Genomic DNA, 21,713 nt, shown 5'->3' with positions numbered 1-21,713 from the left:
TTTACGACCATACTAAAGTTATCAACCATCGTTACAGGTGACTTTATGATATGGATCGAGCAAGGGTTGTACTTGAGAGTGGTGCAGATGGAAAATGCACCCAAGCCTTATCCGTTGGATAGCGGATTCAGCCTGTATACGGCCTATCGTGCATTGGGGGTGTATAATCCTTCGGAAACCGCCGATGCTTATTTCATCCTCTCGAACGATCGCGATGAGATCTGGTTTATCTGCAACCGCCATCTTAGGACGGTGGGCCTGTTCCCCGATATCCACGATTTTAGGTATTTGTTGTGACTTCGAAACATCGTCACCTTATGGCTGCCTGAACCATTTTGTGAATCACCAAAAATCTCGCCTCGGTGAGATTTTTGCCATTTGAGTCCTAACGATTAGTTGTGGCATGGCTAGTACAACCCTCGCGAATACACCTCATCCTTCTGCTTTGAGATACTGCTTATCTAAAGCCGTGTTTTGGCTTCAACGGAGGAATTCAAATGCAGACAAATAGACAAGGTGTTACCGATCGCGAGGTGTTGCTGTCATGAGCCTGGCGGGGTTAATTCAGTTTTCCAAAGGTCATTGGCAACTATTACTGGTCTGCTTGCTTGCAGCCCTGTTGTTCAGCATGCGTCAACGCATCGAAGATTTGAATAGGGACATCGATCAGTCTCAAAAAGATAACGAGGCGTTGGGCTTCGCATTAATCGGCAGGGATGAAACCATTCAGGCGCTGAAAGGTGCCGCGGATGCCGATCGTCGTGCTACCGAACAACAGCTCAAGATTGAACAGCAAAAGAGAGTAAAGGCCGATGCTGAAAATAGAACGTTACGCAAAGCGTTGGAGGATAACGACTGCGGTCATCAGCGGTTGCCTGCTGATGCTCTCGATATCCTGCGCGGAGCGACCAAAACCGGTGCCACCGGCTCCGCAACTGATCTACGTATATCCGCCAGCGGTATTGCTACAGCAGTGTGAGAAGACACCGTTTACCGGAGAGACTTTCGGGGATGTCGTTATGGCCTTACAAGTGAGCCAGAGTGAGCTTGATATCTGCGCCTCACGGATCGAAGCGTTGATCAAATGGCGGTGTTGTTGAGTTTATAGCGGTTGCGGCTGGTTGGCGAGGATGCAGCATTCCTATGAGTTAAAACGGCCAGCTAACTTTCGTTGCTGGCCGTTTTCTATTAGATCACGCCGTTTGCTTATGAAACAGTTCCCTGAATACCGGATAGATATCATCCGGCTCGCGGATATGCTGCATGGCAAAGTTTTCAAACGTCGCCTGCAGATGTTCATATTCACGCCACAGCGTCTGGTGAGCACGGCGGGTAATTTCGATATAGCTGTAGTAACGCACCATCGGCAGAATGTTTTTTGCCAACAGTTCATGGCACAGTGGCGAATCATCAGCCCAGTTATCCCCGTCCGAAGCCTGAGCGGCATAGATATTCCACTGTGCAGGATCGTAACGCTCCTCGACCACTTCGTTCATCAGCTTGAGGGCGCTGGAAACGATGGTGCCGCCGGTTTCCTGTGAGTAGAAGAACTCCTGCTCATCCACTTCTTTAGCCTGGGTATGGTGACGAATATAGACCACCTCAACGTTCTTATAGGTTCGGCTGAGGAACAGATACAGCAGAATATAAAAGCGTTTGGCCATGTCTTTGGTTGCCTGATCCATCGAGCCTGATACGTCCATCAGGCAGAACATGACCGCCTGGCTGGAGGGTTCAGGCCGACGTTCGTAGTTCTTGTAGCGCAGGTCGAAGGTGTCGATAAACGGCACGCTGTCGATTTTTTTGCGCAACTCGGCAATCTCCTTACGCATGCGCTCTTCTTCCAGCAGTTGCACCGGTTCGGTGTTTTCCAACTGGGCAAGGCTGTCTTCAAGCTCATGCAGAGCACGTCGCTTACCGGCGGTCATGGCGGTTCGACGCGCCAGCGAGTTTTGCAGCGAACGCACCACGCTGATATTGGCCGGTACGCCGTTGGCGGTGTAGCCTGCACGGTGGGTTTTGTATTCGGTCAGCTGTTTGTACTGATTTTTCTTCAGGTTGGGCAGCGCCAGATCCTCGAACAACAGGTCGAGATACTCATCTTTGGAGATCTGGAAGACAAATTCATCCTGGCCATCCCCATCCTGGCTGGCATTGCCCTGGCCGCCACCACCACCGCCGCCGCCTTGTGGGCGTTCAACGCGGTCATTTTGTACGAAGTGATCGTTACCGGGATGAACGCGATGGCGTTTACCGCCGCGCCCTTGATGGAACATTGGCTCGTTGATATCGCCACCGGGGATCGATACCGATTCCCCGCTGTCCACGTCGGTAACCGAACGCTTGTTGATGGCTTCGGCAATCGACTGTTTGATTTGCGACTTATAGCGACGCAAGAAGCGCTGGCGGTTCACCATGCTCTTGTTTTTGCCATTCAGCCGTCGGTCAATGAAATACGCCATACATCCCCCAAACAACGTTGCCAACTTTCTCTACCTTGGGTGTTTCAGGCTGTAGCCGTTAGGCTACAACCCGAAATCCTCAGGTATAGGCTATCTATGACGTCAGCGGTCGTCGGTTTATGAAGATTTTCTCACCCGCAGATACCATTCGCACAGTAGACGAACCTGCTTGCGGGTGTAGCCTTTCTCCATCATCCGGTCGACGAAGTCATCGTGTTTTTTCTGCTCATCCGTTGAGGTTTTAGCATTAAAGGAAATGACTGGCAGCAGCTCTTCGGTGTTCGAGAACATTTTCTTCTCGATAACCGTACGCAGCTTCTCGTAACTGGTCCAGTTCGGGTTCCGGCCGCTGTTATTGGCACGGGCACGCAGGACAAAGTTGACGATTTCGTTGCGGAAATCTTTCGGGTTGCTGATACCCGCTGGCTTCTCGATTTTCTCCAGTTCAGCGTTCAAGGACTCACGGTCAAACAGCTGGCCGGTATCTGGATCACGGTACTCCTGATCCTGGATCCAGAAGTCTGCATAGGTCACGTAGCGGTCAAAAATGTTCTGACCGTATTCGGAGTAGGATTCCAGATAGGCGGTCTGGATCTCTTTGCCGATAAACTCGGCGTATTTCGGGATCAGGTAGCCTTTCAGGTGCTCCAGGTATTTCTCTGCCAGATCCTGCGGGAACTGCTCACGCTCGATCTGCTGTTCCAGGATATAGAACAGGTGTACCGGGTTAGCCGCGACTTCGGCATGGTCAAAGTTGAACACCCGAGACAGAATTTTGAAGGCGAAACGGGTCGAAAGGCCGTTCATACCTTCATCCACCCCGGCATAGTCACGATACTCCTGATACGACTTGGCCTTCGGATCGGTGTCTTTCAGGCTTTCACCATCGTAGACACGCATCTTCGAATAGATGCTGGAGTTGTCTGGCTCTTTCATACGCGACAGTACGGTAAAGCGAGCCAGCGTTTCCAACGTGCCAGGGGCGCAAGGCGCGTGGGTCAGTTCGCTGTTATCGAGCAGTTTGTCGTAGATTTTAATCTCTTCCGACACCCGCAGGCAGTAAGGCACCTTGACGATGTAAACACGGTCGAGGAAGGCCTCGTTATTTTTGTTGTTGCGGAAGGTCACCCATTCCGATTCGTTAGAGTGCGCCAGGATAATCCCGCTGAACGGCAGGGCAGAGATCCCCTCGGTACCGTTGTAGTTACCTTCCTGGGTGGCGGTCAACAGAGGATGTAGCACCTTGATCGGCGCTTTGAACATCTCCACAAACTCCATGATCCCTTGGTTGGCGCGGCACAGTGCGCCGGAGTAGCCATAGGCATCCGGATCGTTCTGCGCGTGATTTTCCAACTTACGGATATCCACTTTACCGACCAACGCAGAAATATCCTGGTTGTTCTCATCGCCCGGTTCGGTTTTGGCGATGGCAATTTGTTCAAGTATTGAAGGACGAACCTTCACCACTTTGAATTTGGTGATGTCCCCGCCGAACTCATGCAGGCGTTTAGCGGCCCACGGCGACATAATGGTGCCAAGATAGCGCGTCGGGATGTTGTATTCTTTTTCCAGAATAGTGGCATCCTCCTGCGGGTTGAACAGGCACAGCGGATGGTCATTGACCGGGCTGCGCTCGCCGTTGGCGCTCAGGGTGTAAATCGGTACACGCTGCATCAAGGCTTTCAGCCGTTCTGCCAGTGAGGATTTACCGCCACCCACCGGGCCCAACAGATAAAGGATTTGTTTCTTCTCTTCGAGGCCCTGGGCAGCGTGTTTCAGGTAAGAAACTATCTGTTCGATAGCTTCTTCCATGCCGTAGAACTCCTCGAATGCCGGATAGCGTGCGATCACGCGGTTGGAGAACAGGCGAGACATACGCGACTCAAGCGCGGTATCGACCATCACTGGTTCACCGATAGCCATGAGTAGACGTTCTGCCGCATTGGCATAGGCACTGCGATCTTGCCGGCAGATGGAAAGAAATTCCTGCAGTGTGAACTCTTCGTCCTTGGCAGCTTCGTAGCGCTGGCGATAGTGGTCAAATATGTTCATGGCGATGCCCGTCCTTTCGTTATTAGCACAGGTTAAAAAAGGAGCTGGTGTTGGTATTCTGGCTCCCGAAAGCGTGAAGCTATGACTGAGTACAGCAACCCGTATGCCAACTTGGTGCGCTTATTCTCGCGAGTTGCGCTGTATTGCCACTGGGCTCAGCCTAAATTCACCTTCTGATTTTAAGCTTAGTTGCATACTGGAAAATTTCCTGCAAGAGAAAGGGTCTTTTTTAAGTCATTTCAATGACTCAGTTAGGGCGAGGGGCGGCAAATGCCTTGTCTGGCGCGGGTTGCGGCAAAAAACGTCATCTTTTTGCCATCAATAATTCATCTTTGGGTTCTAAGTTATTCGATCTTGGTTGTTTTCTATTGTAAAGATCCGGCAGGCTGGTCGGTTTTCACATAAACTATAGTCGTTAATTACATCTTGTTATCTATGGAAAAAGCCAGTGAAGATATCTAAACTCAAAACGCTAGCAATTATCGCTTCCGCAATGGTTTGTGCGCACAGTGCTCAGGCAGGAAGCTGGTCACTCGGTGCTTCAGCGCTGGTTAGCCCAGATCCTTATCGTGGTTATCAGGATCGTGTCTATCCCGTTCCTATTATCAATTACGATGGCGATGATTTTTACTTCCATACGCTGTTGGCCGGTTACAACCTGTGGAAAGATCAGCAAAATCAGCTGAGCCTGATCGCCTATTACTCACCGTTGCACTATAAGCCAGGCGACAGTGACGACGACCGCATGAAGCAGTTGGACAAGCGCCGTAGCACCATGATGGCCGGTGTGGCCTTTACACACAGGGCCGAGTGGGGATCGATCCGTACGGCTTTCTCTGGCGATATGCTGGACAACAGTAACGGCCTGGTGGGCGATATTGCCTATCTCTATAAGTTCCAGGTGGACTCCTGGAGCTTTGCTCCTGGCATCGGGGTAAACTGGAACAGCTCAAACCAGAACCAATATTACTATGGCATCAATGGTGATGAGTCCCGCCGTAGTACCTTCAACACCTATAAGCCGAGCGATAGCTGGTCGCCATACGTCGAATTGAGCACCAACTATAATATCAACGCCAACTGGAATGCCTTCTTCACGGGGCGTTATACGCGCCTGGACAGCGAAGTTAAAGACAGCCCAATGGTTGATAAATCTTATACCGGCATGTTGTGGACGGGTGTGACTTACACCTTCTAATGGCTGGTTGCACTATCATGGTGCATTAGGTGCATCGAAAAGGGGCGGAAACGCTCCTTTTGCACATCTGTAGAGCGGTGGATGAAGAGAAGAGGGGCGAAATGATTCGCCCCAGTTTGATCAGCTATTTTTAATGCTGCGGATTTTCATCGCCAAGCGGGCAGGTTGCTCCCCAGAGGCGATCAGCGGCTTGCTTACGCGCCCGGTTTCCACACACACCATGGTTTTGTAACCGTCGTTTGGCATGTCGGCCATGCTGCAGGAAAGCTCGACGCCTGGGTTCCAGGCGATCACATCACTCATATAGTGATGATTGACCTCGATGGTCCGTTGCAATACCGGGTCTTTGATCAGACTGCAAGGCGTGGCCTGCGTGTAAACGCGATCGGTTTGCCCGGTAAACTCCAGCTCGCCAACCTGACGTGCCTCGATCCCCTTCGCCACCTTATCGATGTAATGCTCGCCCAAACCGGCAACTTTCACCTTGTCGATGTCGCCGATCTGGAAATAGCTGTGCAGAGCGGCGGTAGCCTGGTAGTCACCGTGTGATTCCAGCTCCATCTCGCACTCTTCACCCAGCTTGAAGCGGGCGATCAGGGTGAAAGCATGTGGCCACAATTTGCGGGTTTGTTCGTTATCTTGCAGCGTGAAGGTCAGGATCACGCCGTTTTCATCTTCATCGTGCGCGGTAAACTGCCACGGCTGATTACGGGCAAAGCCGTGGGATGGGCTACCTGCCGGGCCAAACCAAGGCCAGCAGATCGGTACGCCGCCGCGGATCGCCACGCCGTTTTTGAATGGCGTATTGTTGCTCAGCCAAAGCACCGGTTTATCACCGCTTGGCTGCCAGGCCAGCAGGTGAGCCCCTTGCAGAGTAATGGCCGCACGGACTTTCGGGTGAGAAACCACCACCACGGGCAGTTCGTCCAGTTGGCGTTGGCTGATAAAAGGGGTGATTTGTTCGCTAACGGGTAGGGTGAAGATTTTTTCGTTCATGTTGTTGCCTTCTTTTCGCCGCAAAAACAAATAAAAAGGGCGACACTAGTGTCGCCCTTGATAATCAACTGCGCATCAAGCCATTACTTGGAGATGTGAGCGATCAGGTCCAGTACTTTGTTTGAGTAGCCAGTTTCGTTATCGTACCAAGAAACCAGTTTCACAAAGGTGTCGCTCAGCGCGATACCGGCTTTAGCATCGAATACAGAAGTCAGTTTCTCGCCGTTGAAATCGGTAGAAACCACTTCGTCTTCGGTATAGCCCAGCACGCCTTTCAGCTCGCCTTCTGAAGCGGCTTTGATAGCAGCACAGATTTCTTTGTAAGAAGCTGGTTTTGCCAGACGGGCAGTCAGGTCAACCACAGACACGTTCGGAGTAGGAACGCGGAACGCCATACCGGTCAGTTTGCCGTTCAGTTCTGGGATGACTTTACCTACAGCTTTAGCAGCACCGGTAGAAGAAGGGATGATGTTCTGGGATGCGCCGCGGCCGCCGCGCCAGTCTTTGTGAGACGGGCCATCAACGGTTTTCTGAGTTGCGGTAGTCGCATGCACGGTGGTCATCAGAGCTTCAACGATGCCGAACTTGTCGTTGATTACTTTAGCCAGTGGTGCCAGGCAGTTGGTGGTACAAGAAGCGTTGGAAACGATTTCTTGGCCAGCGTAAGACTTGTGGTTCACGCCCATAACGAACATAGGGGTGTCATCTTTAGATGGGCCAGTCAGAACAACTTTCTTAGCACCTGCAGCGATGTGTTTACGTGCAGTTTCGTCAGTCAGGAACAGGCCAGTTGCTTCAGCAACGACGTCAACGTTGACTTCGTTCCACTTCAGGTTAGCCGGATCTCTTTCTGAGGTACAACGGATGGTTTTGCCGTTAACAACCAGGTGGCCGTCTTTAACTTCTACAGTACCGTCGAAACGGCCGTGAGTAGAGTCATACTTCAGCATGTAAGCCATGTACTCTGCGTCTAACAGGTCGTTGATTGCAACGATTTCGATGTCAGAACGTTCCTGAGCAGCACGGAAAACAATGCGACCGATACGGCCAAAACCGTTGATACCTACTTTGATAGTCATATATTCCACCAGCTATTTGTTAGTGAATAAAAGGTTGGTTGTAAAATTACAAAAACCTTACCGAGCGTCAAGCGGAATCGTGTCAATTCTTGCTGCAAGTCAAACCAGAGGCCCGGTTTTGCACACAAATCGCACATTCCATTTACGTTTGTCCTTCCATCGATATGGGGGCAAACCGCCAAGTATAAAGTCAGTACGTGCAAGATATGTGATCGAAGTCACATATGGTGGCAGCGTAACCTTTATGCCGTACAGTTTAGGCTAAAAAGGCCTGCAGCGTTGTTAATTTTTTGTTATTATTACTCATTGTTTTCGTTGACATTATCCACATTGCGGGAATAGCACAAATGGCTAAAGAGACAACCCCTAAGACACCGCTCACGGAACTGAATGAAATCCAACGTTATGTGACGCAAGAGCGTGGCACCGAAGCCCCCTATAGCGGTAAATTACTGCATAACCAGCGTGAGGGCGTGTACCACTGCCTGTGCTGTAACGCGCCGCTGTTCTTCTCCGCCAGCAAGTTTGATTCGGGCTGCGGCTGGCCCAGCTTCTATCAGCCCGTTTCGGACGATGCTATTCGTTATCTTGATGATAATTCACATAATATGCATCGAGTCGAGATCCGCTGTGGTAACTGCGACGCGCATTTGGGGCACGTATTCCCCGATGGTCCGCAGCCGACTGGCGAACGCTACTGTGTCAACTCCGCGTCACTGAATTTCACCGACGACGAGAATGGCGAGCAGACGGCAGGTTAAGCTGTAACTAAACCAACAAAATCGATTCAGCTAATTATTCATTCCCGGGTGAGGACATGCTCTGATGGAAGTAAAAGATCTGATTGCGGCCATGACGCCGGAAATCTACCAGCGGCTGGTGCTGGCTGTGGAACTGGGCAAATGGCCTGATGGTGTGGCACTGACGCCAGAGCAGAAAGAACACAGCTTGCAGGCGGTGATGCTGTGGCAGTCGATGAACAATGCAGACCCGCAACACATGAGCATTGGCACCGACGGGCAAATCGTGATGAAAAGCAAACAGGAGCTGAAGCAGCAGTTTATGGCCGAGCCGTTGGCCAAGCTGAAGCCGCAGTAATCTGTTGCTGGCAGGGCGATGTTGCCATCGCCCTGAAGGTTTTACTGCTTCTGCTGGCCCAAGCCTAAGCTTTCGGCTAACTGGTGGGCCAGGCGGTTGTTATCGTCCGCGCCATACTCCCAGAACATCGCCCCTCCCAATCCTTTGCTCTTGATGTACTCGGCCTTGATGGCTACCGAGCGCGGGTTTTCATAGCTTATCGCGAACAGTGGTTTGCCTGCGGATGACTTCATCATCAGATAGGGCACCTTGGCCTCGCTATCCCAATGCGCGGTGAAGCGCCGTTGTGGGTCTTTCAGCATCTTGTTCACAATATCGTTGTACTTGATGTAACTGTCTTTATCCAAATCCACGCCCAGCGACTTGAAGACGTCTTTTTCACGTGTGGTGAAATAGGGCTGGGTGACGGGATGCTTGGCCGCATCTGCCACATCCCAATCAATACCCGGCTCGGTGGCGCGTTTAGGTACCCGGCCATAGAAACCGATCCCCAGATTGAGCTGGGTTGGCTTCAGCCCGGCGGCCAGATAGTTGTTGACCACAAAGTCGGCGCTGTACTTGTCGGCGGCGGCCACGGTTGGCCATTGTTTGGAGTCATAGAGATTGGAGTTGAAATACTGGGTACCGTACGCCATGTCGTAGGTCATCAGATTGATGTAGTTCAGATAGGGCGCGATAGCCTTAACGTCTACCCATTCCTGCGGACTTTTGACGTTAGCCCCGACGGCGATGGTCAGCAGTTTTTCTTTACCCAACGCCTGATGCAGTTCGCTCAGTAGGGAGGTGAAATTGGCTCTGTCAGTGGGCTGGCTTTCCACCAATCCCCAGGCACCGTTAACCGGGTATTCCCAATCCAGATCGATACCATCTAGCTGATACTTGGCAATCACCTCCTGCACCGAACGAATAAACACCGCCCGGCTTTCCGGTGTGGCTGCCGCGCCGGAGAACCCACGAGCTCCCCATCCGCCAACGGACAGCAAAACCTTCAGCGCCGGATTTTGCAGGCGCAATTCGGGTAATAGCTTTAAGTCTGCTTCGACTTTAGGGGAGAGATAGATTTGGTGTAGGCGGGAGGGATCTTTCAGTGCCGGGTTGGTTTCCTCTTTTTCAGCGTTATAAATCAGGCCAAAAGAGTAGTTGAGGTGGGTGATCTGGCTGACGTCAAGCTGGTTGATATCACCGCCCGGCCCGGCGGTTACGTCGCCACCGCCGTTGAAGTAGCCGACAGAGAGATAAGGTGCCGCGTGAGCCATGCCCACGCCAGCCACACCGAGTTGCACCGCTACCAGCAAGGGTAGCAGTTTACGGGTTAAAGCCATGTTGTCTCCTTTGGTCAGCAAGGCCGACCTGAACCGCCTGGGGCGGTATCAATAAAGCCGGGCTCGGTAGGCCCCGGATGCGTATAACTTATTGATGCCTATGCATCAGAAGCCATAACAGCAAAAGAGACGGGAGGGGACAAGGTGAGCGCGCAGAAGAATGGTGAGAATGTGAGCAGCGTCGAAAATAAAGCGGTTGGCAGAGGATATGGGGCGCTGAGGTCAAGCAGCCCCAAAAACCGTTAGCGTTGAGTAAACTGTGACAGTGTAACTAACTGTGCGCCAGCCGACTGCATTTCTGCCAACGCCTGCTCGCTGTCATCGGGGCTTAAATTGACACCGCGGCAGCCATCGATGATGACCTGGGTCTGATAACCTAAACGCAAGGCATCTAACACGCTGAACTTGACGCAATAATCGGTGGCCAGCCCCATCACGGCGAGATGAGTGATGCCTCGTTCCTTCAGCCAGCCATCGAGCGCCGTTTGTGCCCGGTGGCCATTATCAAAGAAAGCACTATAGCTATCGATATCCGGGTTCTCGCCCTTACGGAATATCGCTGCGATGGGTTGCTTATCAAGCTGAGGATGAAGTTCTGCGCCAGGGGTACCCTGAACGCAGTGCTCCGGCCACCAAACCTGAGGCAGGCCTTCCAGTTCTCCAAGCGTACCAATCTGCGCGTTGGAGTTAATCGCAAAACTGCGATGATCCGCCGGGTGCCAGTCCTGGCTGGCAATCACCGTTTCGTTACGGGCCAGGCTGGCTGCGATAGCCTGATTGGCGACGTCAATGGTGGCATCACCTTCTGCCACGCCTAAGGCGCCGCCGGGGCAAAAGTCGTTTTGTAAATCAATCAGCAACAGAGCAGTTTTCATCAGAGTTCCCACTTCGGATTAGCCCGCAGCGCTTAATTCGCCACGCAGGTCTTGTTGCATCAGGCTGCGGATCTCTTCTGAGGTTAACGGCTGGCTCAACAGGTAATGCAGCTTGGTCAGCGCGGCTTCCACCGTCATATCAAAACCGCTGATGACGCCGGCATGAGCCAGGGCATTACCGGTCGCATAGCCCTCCATATTGACCCGGCCAGAGATACATTGTGTCAGGTTGACCACTACGATGCCACGCTCGGAGGCATCACGCAATTCATCCACCAGTTCGGCCTTTTGGGGCGCGTTACCGACGCCGTAAGAGCGCAGGATCAAGGCTTTGACCGGTTGCAGCAGGAAGTTACGCACCACGGCACCGGAAATTCCCGGATAAATCGTCACCACGCCGATGGGCTGTGGCGTGATGCTATGCACGATCAATTCTCCGTTGCACACCGGAGAGGCGATGCCGGTCTGGCGACGTATGTGGATACCTGCTTCCAGCAAGGGAGGTAGATTGGGGGAGGCAAAAGCATCAAAGCCGTCGGCATGTGCCTTGGTGGTGCGGTTGCCACGAAACAGCTTGTTGTTGAAAAACAGGCTGACCTCGTTCACCGGGTGATTGGCGGCCAGATAGAGGGCATTCAACAGATTGGTTTGGCCGTCGGAGCGCAATTCTGCCAGCGGGATTTGCGACCCGGTGACGATCACCGGCTTATCCAGGTTCTCCAGCATGAAAGACAGGGCTGAAGCGGTAAACGCCATGGTGTCGGTGCCGTGCAGAATAACAAAGCCGTCATAGCGAGAGTAATTCTGTTTGATGTCGTCGGCGATATGCTGCCAGTCTTCGGGGGTCATATCCGAAGAGTCGATCAACGGGGCATATTCATGAATGGTGAAATCCGGCATCTCTGGGCGATGGAACTCGGGCATCAGTGCCAACTGGCGCTGTAGGTGGCCGGAAACCGGGATGTATCCCTGTTCGGAACGCTGCATACCGATAGTGCCGCCGGTATAGGCGACGTAAATGGATTTCTTTTGCATGGCTTCGATCTTGTGGCTGTCAGATAGGCTGAATTATAGGGAGATAGCAGGAGAAAAAAAGCCCGGCGGATGCCGGGCTAGAGATTTATTTGTTAACGGACCTCTCCGCAAGTCAGGCATATGGCATAACGATGCTGCGGATCGTTCAGGTTATTAAACAGGCCAGGCTGTTCTTTCACCGCCAGCGCCACCGATGCCAACGGGGCTGGCAGCATTGACTGGATCGCCTCAGGCAGCATGGCGTGGATAGAAACGCCAAACTGGCTGAGCAGCATATCCGTCATACTAGGGGCATCGATAAACCAGTTGAGTTGCCACTGTGGCAGCTTGGCCAGCTCTGCCGCTTTCTTCACGGCGTCGTCAAAGTCGCCCAGTTGGTCGATCAGGCCATTTTTCTTGGCGTCGCTACCGATCCAGACGTGACCTTGAGCAATTTGATCGACCTGCTCTGGCGTCATCTTCCGGGCGGTTGCCACCAGGTCGATGAAGTTTTTATAACCGTTCTCGATGTTCAACTGCATCATCTGTGAGAATTCTGGCGGCAGTGCTTTGGTCACGGCCAGGTCGGCCAGTGGTGACGTCGCGACGCCGTCGGTATGTACCCCAACGCTGTCCAAGGTGTTCTCATAGGTGTTGATCACACCGAAGATACCGATGGAGCCGGTGAGGGTGCTCGGGCTGGCAATGATGTAATCTGCCGGGGTCGACACCCAGTAACCGCCAGACGCGGCCATTCCACCCATGGAAACCACTACGGGTTTACCTGCGGCGCGAACCGCTGCCAACTCGGAACGGATCACTTCTGAAGCGCTGACGCTACCGCCAGGGCTATTGACGCGTAGGATAACGGCTTTGATTTTCGGATCCAGACGCGCCTGACGCAGTTGTGAGGCCGTGGTGTCGCCACCGACCGATCCTGGCGTCTGCGGGCCATCCATGATCGCGCCATTGACAAAGATGACGGCGATCTCACCGCCCTGAACCGGTGACGGCTGCGGCTGGTAATCGTAGATGCTGACCGCATTGAAATCATTGCTCTGCTTGTCCCAACCGAAGGTTTTCACCAACTGTGTTTCTATCGCAGTGCGAGAGGCCAGCTCATCGACCAGTTTGCTGTTCAGGGCGAACTGCGCGGTGTCGCCACCCGTCGCCTTTAAACCACTGAGAATATCTGCTGCGCCTGGGAACAACTGATCTGGCGTAAGTTGACGGTTAGCCGCCACCGTATCCAGATAGTTTTGCCACAGCCCGCCAACCCAGCGGCTATCGGCTTCCCGCGCAGCCGGTGACATATCATCACGGATCAGCGGTTCTACGGCCGATTTATAGGTGCCCACGCGGAAAATATTGGTGGTGACCTTCAGCTTCTCCAACAGGGATTTGTAATAAAGGTTGTTGGTGGCGAAACCATGCAGATCGACGGCACCCTGTGGTGACAGGTAGATCTTGTTGGCGTAGCTGGCCAGATAGTATTGCGTTTGGTTATAACTGTCGCCGATGGCAAAGATCGGTTTACCACTGTCGCGGAACTCACGCAGTGCCTTGCCGATGTATTGCAGGGAAGGCTGATCCGCCCCGGCAAAATCATTCAGCTGCAACACCATACCGGTGATGTTTTTATCCTCTTTGGCCTTGCGAATGGTATCCACCACGTCAAACAGTGAGTTTTCCTGCAGACGGTTGCTGGAGGCGCCCAACAGTTCGCGTCCCCACTGACGAACCCGGTTGTTTACCGAAGGTTGATCGACCACCACGCCGCTGAGATCGACCAGCAGTGCGCCATGCGGTGTTACTGCCGAAGAATTGCCTTGGAGTGAAAGATAAATACCGACCCCGACCAGGATCAAGAAAATCAGGAACAAGTTCAGGATAAGTTCCCTGACGAAATTCAGCAGACGCCATGTCCATCTGAAAATACCAGCAATAATTCGCCCCAATGTGCGCATGTGCTCTCCAACAAGAGTCTAGAATGTTCCGCTATCCTAATGAGCGGCCGAAGAAATGTCAGCTTTAAATCATCTGCCATTTATCCCCCTGCAGCCTGAGTGGCAACGGGTATAGACAGTATTACAGAGGCTGTAACTCTATGTAGAGCTATGTTAACGTGATTTAAACGAAAATTGTTATCAGGAGTTAATGATGGATGCTCTGGATCTTTTACTCAATCGCCGTTCTGCGTCATGCCTGACCGCACCGGCACCCGCAGGTGAAGTGCGTCAGAATATCATCAACGCCGGGCTGCGCGCGCCGGATCACGGTACGTTACAGCCGTGGCGTTTTATCCTGATCGAGGATCAGGGTCTGCAACGTTTCAGTGAATTGCTGCAAGCCGCCGCCAGACAAGATGAACTGGATGAGAGTGCGGTAGAAAAGGCCAAACAGGCACCTTTTCGTGCGCCATTGATTATCACGGTGGTTGCTCATTGCAGTGAAAATCCGAAAGTGCCGCGCTGGGAGCAGGTTGTCTCTGCCGGTTGCGCGGTGCAGGCGATGCAAATGGCGGCTTTGGCGCAGGGCTTTAATGGCATCTGGCGCAGCGGTGCCTGGACAGAGCATCCGTTGGTGCGCGAAGCCTTCGCCTGCCGCGAGCAGGACGAGATCGTCGGTTTCCTCTATCTAGGCACGCCGCAGTTAAAAGGTGCCACTAAAGTGGTCGCTCCGGACAGTACGCCTTTCGTCCGCTACTTCTGATCCGCCATGCGGGAGCTCGCCGAGAATGCGCGATAACCCGCAGTTTTGTACTGTTTCTGAGCAGGTCGCACGCATAATGCCAACCTGCTCTTATCAATCCCCTCGGCAAGCGCTACCCTATATCCCATTGTGATATCCTTACGTTCGTTTGTTACCCAGAGGGAGTGGACTATGACATCGCCGGCCATTCGTTTGACCCAGTACAGCCACGGCGCTGGCTGCGGCTGTAAAATCTCACCCAAAGTGCTTGAAACGATACTGCACAGCGAGCAGGAAAAGTTTATCGATCCCCATCTGCTGGTGGGTAATGAAACGCGTGATGATGCCGCAGTGTATGACATCGGTAACGGCGTGGGCATTATCAGCACCACTGATTTCTTTATGCCGATCGTCGACGATCCGTTTGATTTTGGCCGTATTGCGGCAGCCAACGCCATCAGCGACGTGTATGCGATGGGCGGTAAACCGATCATGGCCATCGCTATTCTTGGCTGGCCGATTGCCAAGCTGCCCGCAGAGGTTGCCCAACAGGTGATCGACGGTGGCCGCTATGCTTGCCAGCAGGCGGGGATTGCATTGGCGGGTGGCCATTCTATTGATGCCCCAGAGCCGATTTTTGGCTTGGCGGTAACCGGCATCGTCAAAACCGAGCTGGTGAAGAAAAACAGTGCGGCGCAGGCAGGCACCAAGCTATTCCTGACCAAACCGCTGGGCATTGGCGTGCTGACCACCGCAGAGAAGAAAAGCAAACTGCTGGCCGAACACCAAGGCTTGGCTACTGAGGTCATGTGCCAGTTGAACAAGCCTGGGGCAGACTTTGCCGAAGTGGCAGGCGTAACGGCGATGACCGATGTTACCGGCTTTGGCCTGCTTGGCCACCTTAGCGAGATGTGCCAGGGCTCCGATCTGCAGGCAACCGTATGGTTCGAATGCGTGCCGAAACTGCCGGATGTTGAACGTTATATCAGCGAAGGCTGCGTACCGGGCGGTACCGGACGTAACTTTGAAAGCTATGGTCACCTGGTTGGCGCCATGAGCGATCTGCAACGTCAATTGCTGTGCGATCCGCAAACCTCCGGCGGTTTGCTGCTGGCAGTATTGCCGGAAGCCGAAGCCGAAGTGCAGGCGATAGCGGCCCGTCATGGCATCACGCTGAACGCGATTGGTGAATTGCAGGCCGCACAGGCGGGTAAACCACTGATCGAGGTTGTCTAGTGTCAACGGTGCAGACTCGACAGGATACGCAAGACTACCAGCGCCTTTTTCTACAGGATGTGCCGCTGATTGACGTGCGCGCGCCGATAGAGTTTACGCAGGGGGCATTCCCCTGTTCAGTTAATCTGCCGTTGATGAGCGACAGTGAACGTCAGGCGGTGGGCACCTGCTACAAGCAGCATGGTCAACAAGCTGCGATCGCTCTTGGGCACAGCCTGGTCAATGGTAAACTGCGTGAGCAGCGCACGCAGGCCTGGATCGAACAGTGTGCCCGGCAGCCAGAAGGTTATATCTACTGTTTCCGCGGTGGTCTACGCTCGCAATTGGTGCAACAGTGGCTGAGAGAGGCTGGTGTTGACTATCCACGCGTGGTAGGCGGTTATAAGGCGCTGCGCAATTTTTTGCTCGGTGCGCTTGAGGCCGCCGCTGCGTTGCCTATGCTGATCGTTGGCGGTAACACCGGTTGTGGCAAGACGCTGCTGATTAATGAATTGGCGGCCGGTATCGATCTGGAAGGGATCGCTCATCATCGCGGTTCGTCTTTTGGCCGTACTCTGGTGAAACAGCCCACCCAAATCAATTTTGAGAATCAGCTGGCTACGTGCATGTTGAAGAAACAGCACGGTGGCTGCCGCCATTGGGTGCTGGAGGATGAAAGCCGGATCATCGGTTCGAATAATCTCCCATTAGGGCTGTTCAATGGTATGCAACAGGCTGCCCTGGTGGTGATTGACGATCCGTTTGATGTGAGAGTGGCACGCCTGCAAGATGAGTATATCGACCGGATGCGCATTGCCTTTGAGCAAGCCTATGGCGAGCAAGACGGCTGGCGGCAATATGATGAATATTTGCACCATGGCCTGTTTGCCATCCGCCGCCGCCTGGGACTGGAACTGTTCCAGCAGTTGACGCTGCGTCTCGAATCGGCGCTGCAGGTACAACGGCTCACAGGCCAAAGCGAAGCGCATCAACAATGGCTGGTGCCGCTGCTGCAACACTATTACGATCCGATGTATCGCTACCAATTAGAGAAGAAAACCCAACGTGTGATCTTTCGCGGTAATTACGCGCAAGTCAGAGAGTTCCTGATGACGTATAGCCAGAATAACGGTGAATAATGCGACTGTTTATAGCCGAAAAACCGAGTTTGGCCCGCGCCATTGCTGATGTCTTACCCAAGCCCCATCGTCGGGGTGACGGCTTTATTGCCTGTGGCAGCAACGATGTGGTGACCTGGTGCGTTGGGCACCTGTTAGAACAGGCCCAGCCGGATGCTTACGACAGCCGTTACGCGCGCTGGTCGTTGGCCGACTTACCGATAATCCCGCAGAAGTGGTTGTTGCAGCCGCGCCCTTCGGTCAGCAAGCAGCTGAACGCGATCAAAAAGCTGCTGGCAGAAGCCGACGAAGTGATCCACGCGGGTGACCCGGATCGGGAAGGGCAGTTGCTGGTGGATGAGGTGCTGGATTATCTGGCATTGACTCAGGAGAAGCGCCAGAACGTGCGGCGTTGCCTGATCAACGATCTCAACCCACAGGCGGTGGAGCGTGCAGTACAGCGTCTGCGTGATAACCGTGACTTTATCCCGCTGTGCGTTTCCGCGTTGGCGCGTGCGCGTGCCGACTGGCTTTACGGCATCAACATGACCCGGGCTTATACGCTGCTAGGGCGTAACGCGGGCTACGACGGCGTGCTGTCGGTTGGGCGGGTACAGACGCCGGTACTGGGGCTGGTGGTGCGTCGCGATGAAGAGATCGAAAACTTCGTTTCGAAAGACTTCTTTGAGGTGAAAGCGCATATCGTCACGCCGAAGGAAGAACGCTTTGTCGCCCTGTGGCAGCCGAGTGAATCTTGTGAGCCTTATCAGGATGAGGAGGGGCGTTTACTGCACCGGCCGTTGGCCGAACACGTGGTTAAACGCATCGAAGGCGCACCGGCGCTGGTCACCTCGTATAATGATAAACGGGAATCAGATACCGCTCCGCTGCCGTTTTCCCTTTCAACGCTGCAGATTGAAGCGTCGAAACGCTTTAACCTCAGCGCCCAGCAGGTGTTGGACGTTTGCCAACGGCTGTATGAAACCCACAAGCTGATCACTTACCCGCGTTCTGACTGCCGTTATCTGCCAGAGGAACACTTTGCAGGGCGTCATGCCGTGTTGAACGCCATCAGCGTACATCAGCCGGATCTCTATCCACAGGAAATAATCGATAGTGAACGCCGTAACCGCTGTTGGGACGATAAAAAGGTTGATGCGCACCACGCGATTATTCCCACGGCGCGTGCCAGCAAGGCCAGCCTGAGCCAGGATGAACAAAACGTTTACAGTTTGGTGGCCCGGCAGTATCTGATGCAGTTTTGCCCGGATGCGATGTTCCGCAAGTGCGTCATCGAGCTGGATATCGCTGGCGGCAAGTTTATCGCCAAGGCACGTTTCCTGGCCGAAGCGGGCTGGCGCACCTTGCTGGGCAGTAAAGAGCGTGATGAGGAAAACGAAGGTGCACCGCTGCCTGTTGTCGCCAAAGACGATGAATTACTGTGCGAGCGTGGCGAAGTGGTAGAACGCCAGACTCAACCGCCACGGCCTTTTACGGATGCCAGCCTGTTGTCGGCCATGACCGGGATTGCGCGTTTTGTGCAGGATAAAGCGCTAAAGAAAATCCTGCGAGCGACCGATGGTTTAGGGACAGAGGCAACGCGCGCAGGCATTATCGAGCTGCTCTTCAAGCGGGCGTTCCTCTACAAGAAAGGGCGCTATATTCACTCCAGCGAAACCGGGCGGGCACTGATCCATTCATTGCCAGACCTGGCGGCACGCCCTGATATGACGGCGCAGTGGGAGTCTACGTTGACGCAAATCAGCGAAAAATCCTGCCGTTATCAGGACTTTATGCAACCGCTGGAAGGCACGCTGCAACAGCTGATCTATCAGGCTAAGCAGAGCCGGGCCAGTATAGCGTTTCGTGGCTTGTCGCCTGCACCGTCAGCCGGGGCGAAAAAGCGTAAAAAAAGTGCCGGAAAGGCACGGGAGAAAAGTGAATGAGCCGCATATCCTTGTTGATCGGTTGTTTGGCATTGTTTTCCACCGGCGTATTGGCCAATCGCGGTAACGTCGATGTCGTCGTACCGGTGTCTCCAGAAATATGGGGTACCGCACGTACCACGACAACGCCGCCGCCCTGCAACCGTTGCTGCATTTATCAGAATCAAAACTATTCTGAAGGTGCGCTGCTGAAAGTGGGTGACGAGATGATGCAGTGCGCACGCGACCCTAACGTCACGGGCACCAATCCGTTAATCTGGATCCGCCTCAAGCGGTGATTGCAGAGTGTGTAGGGGCACTGGCTGCCCCTAGTCGGATAGTAAGCGGATATAGCTTTCCAACAAGGGAATATCGGCGGGGGCTAGCGGGTAGTTTCTGGCCTGTTCGGGAGTAACCCAAGCAAATGCGCTATGGCAATGTAGCTGTAATTCCCCGCTAAAGGAAACAACCTGCCAAGCATGTAGCCGAATAATCCTCTCCTTTTGCGGCCACTGATTGCTGGCCACAAAACTCCCCACTTTGGCGATAATGCCCAACTCTTCCCTCAGTTCACGGGCGAGCGCCTGGGGCTGGCTCTCAGCCATTTCGACCTTACCGCCGGGAAACTCCCATAGGCCAGCCTGATCGCTGCTGCTATCGCGTTGAGCGAGCAGGATCTTGCCGTCTTGTTCGATAATGGCGGCAACGACATCAATGATTTTCATAGCTTGGATTCTATATCGCCCCGACGTGCATCGGGGCAGGGGGATTACAGTGCAAACTCGGCCCAGACAGGAGCATGGTCTGAGGGTTTTTCCATACCACGGATCTGATAATCAATGCCGGTGGCGGTACAGCGCGCAGCCAATGAGGTGTTAGCCAACAGTAGATCGATACGCAGACCACGGTTTTCATCGAAACCTCGCGAACGATAGTCAAACCACGAGAACTCATCGTTACGCTCAGGGTTGGCATGCCGGTAGGTATCTACCAGACCCCAGTCCAGCAGGCGGCCCATCCACTCACGCTCTTCCGGCAGGAAGGAGCATTTGCCGGTGCGCAACCAACGTTTGCGGCTCTCTTCACCAATACCGATGTCCAGATCGGTTGGACTGATGTTCATATCGCCCATGATCAATACCTGCGACTCTGCCGGCAGTTGTTGCAGATAATTTTGCAGGTCTTGATAAAAGCGGGTTTTGGCTGGGAATTTGATCGGGTGGTCGCGGCTTTCTCCTTGCGGGAAGTAACCATTAATCACCGTCAATGTGCCTTGTGGCGTTGCCAGGTCGGCCATGATGATACGACGCTGCGCATCTTCTTCATCAGTAGGAAAACCGCGGCGTACGGCAAGAGGTTCATCTTTAGTCAGCAACGCCACGCCGTAATGGCCTTTCTGCCCATGATAGAACACGTGATAGCCGTGTTGGCTGACTTCTTCCAGCGGGAACATATCGTCGTGGACTTTGGTTTCCTGCAGGCCGATCACATCCGGCTGATGCTGCTCGATAATTGCTGCCAACTGATGCGGACGTGCACGCAGTCCATTGATATTAAAAGAAACAAACTTCATGAGCGCTGCCGTTTTTATCCGAAAAAATGTGTTCAGATAGTAGCAGAGTTTGGCCGAAAATGTAACGCGGACCAGCGGCGGTATGCCGCTGGTGGCCAGGGATTATTTCGCCCAGCGGTCGTAATTCTGCGGTTGATAGTCATCAAACTGCTGGATTAAGGCTGCCGGAGAATCGCTGATATGCAGGGTCTTGAGATAATCATGTCGCATAAAGCCTTGATCGGCGACGTGCTGTAAAAACTGGCTTAGCGGGTGGTAAAAACCGTTAACATCCAGCAGCCCGACCGGCTTGCTGTGGTAACCGATTTGCCCCCAGGTCCAGATTTCGAACAGCTCTTCCAGCGTACCGATACCGCCAGGCAGGGCAATAAAGCCGTCGGCCAGTTCAGCCATCCGCGCTTTACGGGTGTGCATGTCAGGGACGATTTCCAATTCGGTCAGGCCACGGTGTGCCGTTTCGGCCTCGACCAATCGCTGGGGAATGATGCCTATTGCTTCGCCACCGGCCTCTAGCACCGCGTCCGCTACCACACCCATTAACCCTTTTTTACCACCGCCATACACCAGACGCCGCCCTTGGGTGGCAAGCAGATGACCTAATTGGCGGGCATGTTCGACATAGGCTGGATTATTACCCTCGCTGGCACCACAAAAGATACAAATGTTGTTACGCATGACTTTCCCTTGCTGCTTTTAACGAAGCCAGTGGTATAGCGAATTGTAGGGTTTAGTTCAAGGGGAATTGGTATTGCGATGGTGGTGGGAAGGATGGCTTCTTACAGTCGAAACTAGTTGTCTGAGTAAGAGTGCTTTATACCGCGACACCCAAGCTTGAGACAGGAGGGAGTCATTGCAGGTTAGCCGACCGTTGAGCGCATGGATGCGCGATTGCGAGCCCCCAGGGACGGGTTTACGGCGTGTCGGCGTTCTGCATGACTTCCACCTGTAGCATAATAAGGAGCAGCTATTTGGTTCGGTGGTGCATGATGATTTGACGGAAATATTTAGTCTGTGAGGGGTATACAAGGATGGTGGTGGGGAGGATGACCGCGCAAGCGCGTTGTCCACTGCGTGGACTCGAACCTTGGTCGAAGC

21 protein-coding genes are annotated in these 21,713 nt (G+C 53.5%); 10 read left to right on the top strand and 11 right to left on the bottom strand.

What is annotated here, in order from left to right:
- Positions 1–45: 45 nt before the first annotated feature.
- Both KGP26_RS15690 and KGP26_RS15685 read left to right on the top strand, forming a co-directional pair.
- Positions 46–297 (top strand): hypothetical protein, encoded by a 252-nt coding sequence (locus tag KGP26_RS15690; protein ID WP_209526967.1) that lies wholly within the window; start codon positions 46–48, stop codon positions 295–297.
- A 247-nt stretch (positions 298–544) separates the two neighbouring features.
- Entirely contained in the window at positions 545–979 is a 435-nt protein-coding gene (locus tag KGP26_RS15685) for a DUF2570 family protein (RefSeq protein ID WP_223664260.1), read from the top strand.
- A 214-nt stretch (positions 980–1,193) separates the two neighbouring features.
- On the opposite strand, the gene KGP26_RS15680 is transcribed toward KGP26_RS15685, so the two are convergent.
- Positions 1,194–2,462 (bottom strand): YeaH/YhbH family protein, encoded by a 1,269-nt coding sequence (locus tag KGP26_RS15680; RefSeq protein WP_037375997.1) that lies wholly within the window; start codon positions 2,460–2,462, stop codon positions 1,194–1,196.
- Positions 2,463–2,579: 117 nt separating this feature from the next.
- Positions 2,580–4,514: a protein kinase YeaG gene (gene yeaG / locus KGP26_RS15675; RefSeq protein WP_021806619.1), complete on the bottom strand. Its 1,935-nt coding sequence runs from the start codon at positions 4,512–4,514 to the stop codon at positions 2,580–2,582.
- 493 nt (positions 4,515–5,007) lie between these two features.
- Between yeaG and KGP26_RS15670 the strand changes: the two genes are divergently transcribed.
- A complete protein-coding gene (locus tag KGP26_RS15670; protein ID WP_037376116.1) occupies positions 5,008–5,712 on the top strand; it encodes a MipA/OmpV family protein in 705 nt (234 codons plus the stop codon).
- A gap of 120 nt (positions 5,713–5,832) precedes the next feature.
- Here the strand turns inward: KGP26_RS15670 and KGP26_RS15665 are convergent, their stop codons facing one another.
- The gene (locus KGP26_RS15665) at positions 5,833–6,708 is read right to left on the bottom strand and encodes a D-hexose-6-phosphate mutarotase (protein WP_223664259.1); all 876 of its coding nucleotides are present in this window, start codon (positions 6,706–6,708) and stop codon (positions 5,833–5,835) included.
- Positions 6,709–6,791: 83 nt separating this feature from the next.
- Positions 6,792–7,787 (bottom strand): glyceraldehyde-3-phosphate dehydrogenase, encoded by a 996-nt coding sequence (gene gapA, locus KGP26_RS15660; RefSeq protein WP_021181204.1) that lies wholly within the window; start codon positions 7,785–7,787, stop codon positions 6,792–6,794.
- Between the two features lie 347 nt (positions 7,788–8,134).
- Between gapA and msrB the strand changes: the two genes are divergently transcribed.
- Together msrB and KGP26_RS15650 are read left to right on the top strand one after the other, a co-directional pair.
- Positions 8,135–8,548 (top strand): peptide-methionine (R)-S-oxide reductase MsrB, encoded by a 414-nt coding sequence (gene msrB, locus KGP26_RS15655; protein ID WP_021181205.1) that lies wholly within the window; start codon positions 8,135–8,137, stop codon positions 8,546–8,548.
- A gap of 64 nt (positions 8,549–8,612) precedes the next feature.
- Positions 8,613–8,885: a YeaC family protein gene (locus tag KGP26_RS15650; protein WP_021181206.1), complete on the top strand. Its 273-nt coding sequence runs from the start codon at positions 8,613–8,615 to the stop codon at positions 8,883–8,885.
- Between the two features lie 41 nt (positions 8,886–8,926).
- On the opposite strand, the gene KGP26_RS15645 is transcribed toward KGP26_RS15650, so the two are convergent.
- The 4 genes from KGP26_RS15645 to sppA all read right to left on the bottom strand — a co-directional run bounded on the left by KGP26_RS15645 (position 8,927) and on the right by sppA (position 14,063).
- On the bottom strand, positions 8,927–10,207 hold the full coding sequence (locus KGP26_RS15645) for a glycoside hydrolase family 18 protein (protein WP_223499890.1): 1,281 nt from the start codon (positions 10,205–10,207) through the stop codon (positions 8,927–8,929).
- 242 nt (positions 10,208–10,449) lie between these two features.
- Complete coding sequence (gene pncA, locus KGP26_RS15640) at positions 10,450–11,082, bottom strand: bifunctional nicotinamidase/pyrazinamidase (protein WP_021806615.1); 633 nt, start codon at positions 11,080–11,082, stop codon at positions 10,450–10,452.
- An 18-nt stretch (positions 11,083–11,100) separates the two neighbouring features.
- Positions 11,101–12,117: an asparaginase gene (gene ansA / locus KGP26_RS15635; RefSeq protein WP_115158850.1), complete on the bottom strand. Its 1,017-nt coding sequence runs from the start codon at positions 12,115–12,117 to the stop codon at positions 11,101–11,103.
- A gap of 92 nt (positions 12,118–12,209) precedes the next feature.
- Entirely contained in the window at positions 12,210–14,063 is a 1,854-nt protein-coding gene (gene sppA / locus KGP26_RS15630) for a signal peptide peptidase SppA (RefSeq protein ID WP_218519273.1), read from the bottom strand.
- Between the two features lie 193 nt (positions 14,064–14,256).
- Between sppA and KGP26_RS15625 the strand changes: the two genes are divergently transcribed.
- The 5 genes from KGP26_RS15625 to KGP26_RS15605 all read left to right on the top strand — a co-directional run bounded on the left by KGP26_RS15625 (position 14,257) and on the right by KGP26_RS15605 (position 19,344).
- The gene (locus KGP26_RS15625) at positions 14,257–14,808 is read left to right on the top strand and encodes an NAD(P)H nitroreductase (protein ID WP_223665662.1); all 552 of its coding nucleotides are present in this window, start codon (positions 14,257–14,259) and stop codon (positions 14,806–14,808) included.
- A 171-nt stretch (positions 14,809–14,979) separates the two neighbouring features.
- Entirely contained in the window at positions 14,980–16,023 is a 1,044-nt protein-coding gene (gene selD, locus KGP26_RS15620) for a selenide, water dikinase SelD (protein ID WP_021806611.1), read from the top strand.
- Complete coding sequence (gene mnmH / locus KGP26_RS15615; RefSeq protein ID WP_115158853.1) at positions 16,023–17,141, top strand: tRNA 2-selenouridine(34) synthase MnmH; 1,119 nt, start codon at positions 16,023–16,025, stop codon at positions 17,139–17,141. The genes selD and mnmH overlap by 1 nt, the downstream gene beginning before the upstream one ends.
- Positions 17,141–19,066: a DNA topoisomerase III gene (locus tag KGP26_RS15610; protein ID WP_021806609.1), complete on the top strand. Its 1,926-nt coding sequence runs from the start codon at positions 17,141–17,143 to the stop codon at positions 19,064–19,066. Before mnmH ends, KGP26_RS15610 begins: the two co-directional genes overlap by 1 nt.
- A complete protein-coding gene (locus tag KGP26_RS15605; RefSeq protein WP_021181215.1) occupies positions 19,063–19,344 on the top strand; it encodes a DUF1496 domain-containing protein in 282 nt (93 codons plus the stop codon). Before KGP26_RS15610 ends, KGP26_RS15605 begins: the two co-directional genes overlap by 4 nt.
- A 30-nt stretch (positions 19,345–19,374) precedes the next feature.
- On the opposite strand, the gene KGP26_RS15600 is transcribed toward KGP26_RS15605, so the two are convergent.
- The 3 genes from KGP26_RS15600 to KGP26_RS15590 all read right to left on the bottom strand — a co-directional run bounded on the left by KGP26_RS15600 (position 19,375) and on the right by KGP26_RS15590 (position 21,293).
- Positions 19,375–19,770 (bottom strand): pyrimidine (deoxy)nucleoside triphosphate diphosphatase, encoded by a 396-nt coding sequence (locus tag KGP26_RS15600; RefSeq protein WP_094981332.1) that lies wholly within the window; start codon positions 19,768–19,770, stop codon positions 19,375–19,377.
- A 44-nt stretch (positions 19,771–19,814) separates the two neighbouring features.
- The gene (gene xthA / locus KGP26_RS15595; protein WP_021806607.1) at positions 19,815–20,618 is read right to left on the bottom strand and encodes an exodeoxyribonuclease III; all 804 of its coding nucleotides are present in this window, start codon (positions 20,616–20,618) and stop codon (positions 19,815–19,817) included.
- A 102-nt stretch (positions 20,619–20,720) separates the two neighbouring features.
- Positions 20,721–21,293: a TIGR00730 family Rossman fold protein gene (locus tag KGP26_RS15590; RefSeq protein ID WP_179247562.1), complete on the bottom strand. Its 573-nt coding sequence runs from the start codon at positions 21,291–21,293 to the stop codon at positions 20,721–20,723.
- Positions 21,294–21,713 lie beyond the last annotated feature (420 nt).

This window comes from Serratia sp. JSRIV002 (assembly GCF_019968725.1).
Classification (GTDB): Bacteria; Pseudomonadota; Gammaproteobacteria; order Enterobacterales; family Enterobacteriaceae; genus Chania; species Chania fonticola_B.
This window is presented reverse-complemented; position numbering and strand designations above follow the sequence as displayed.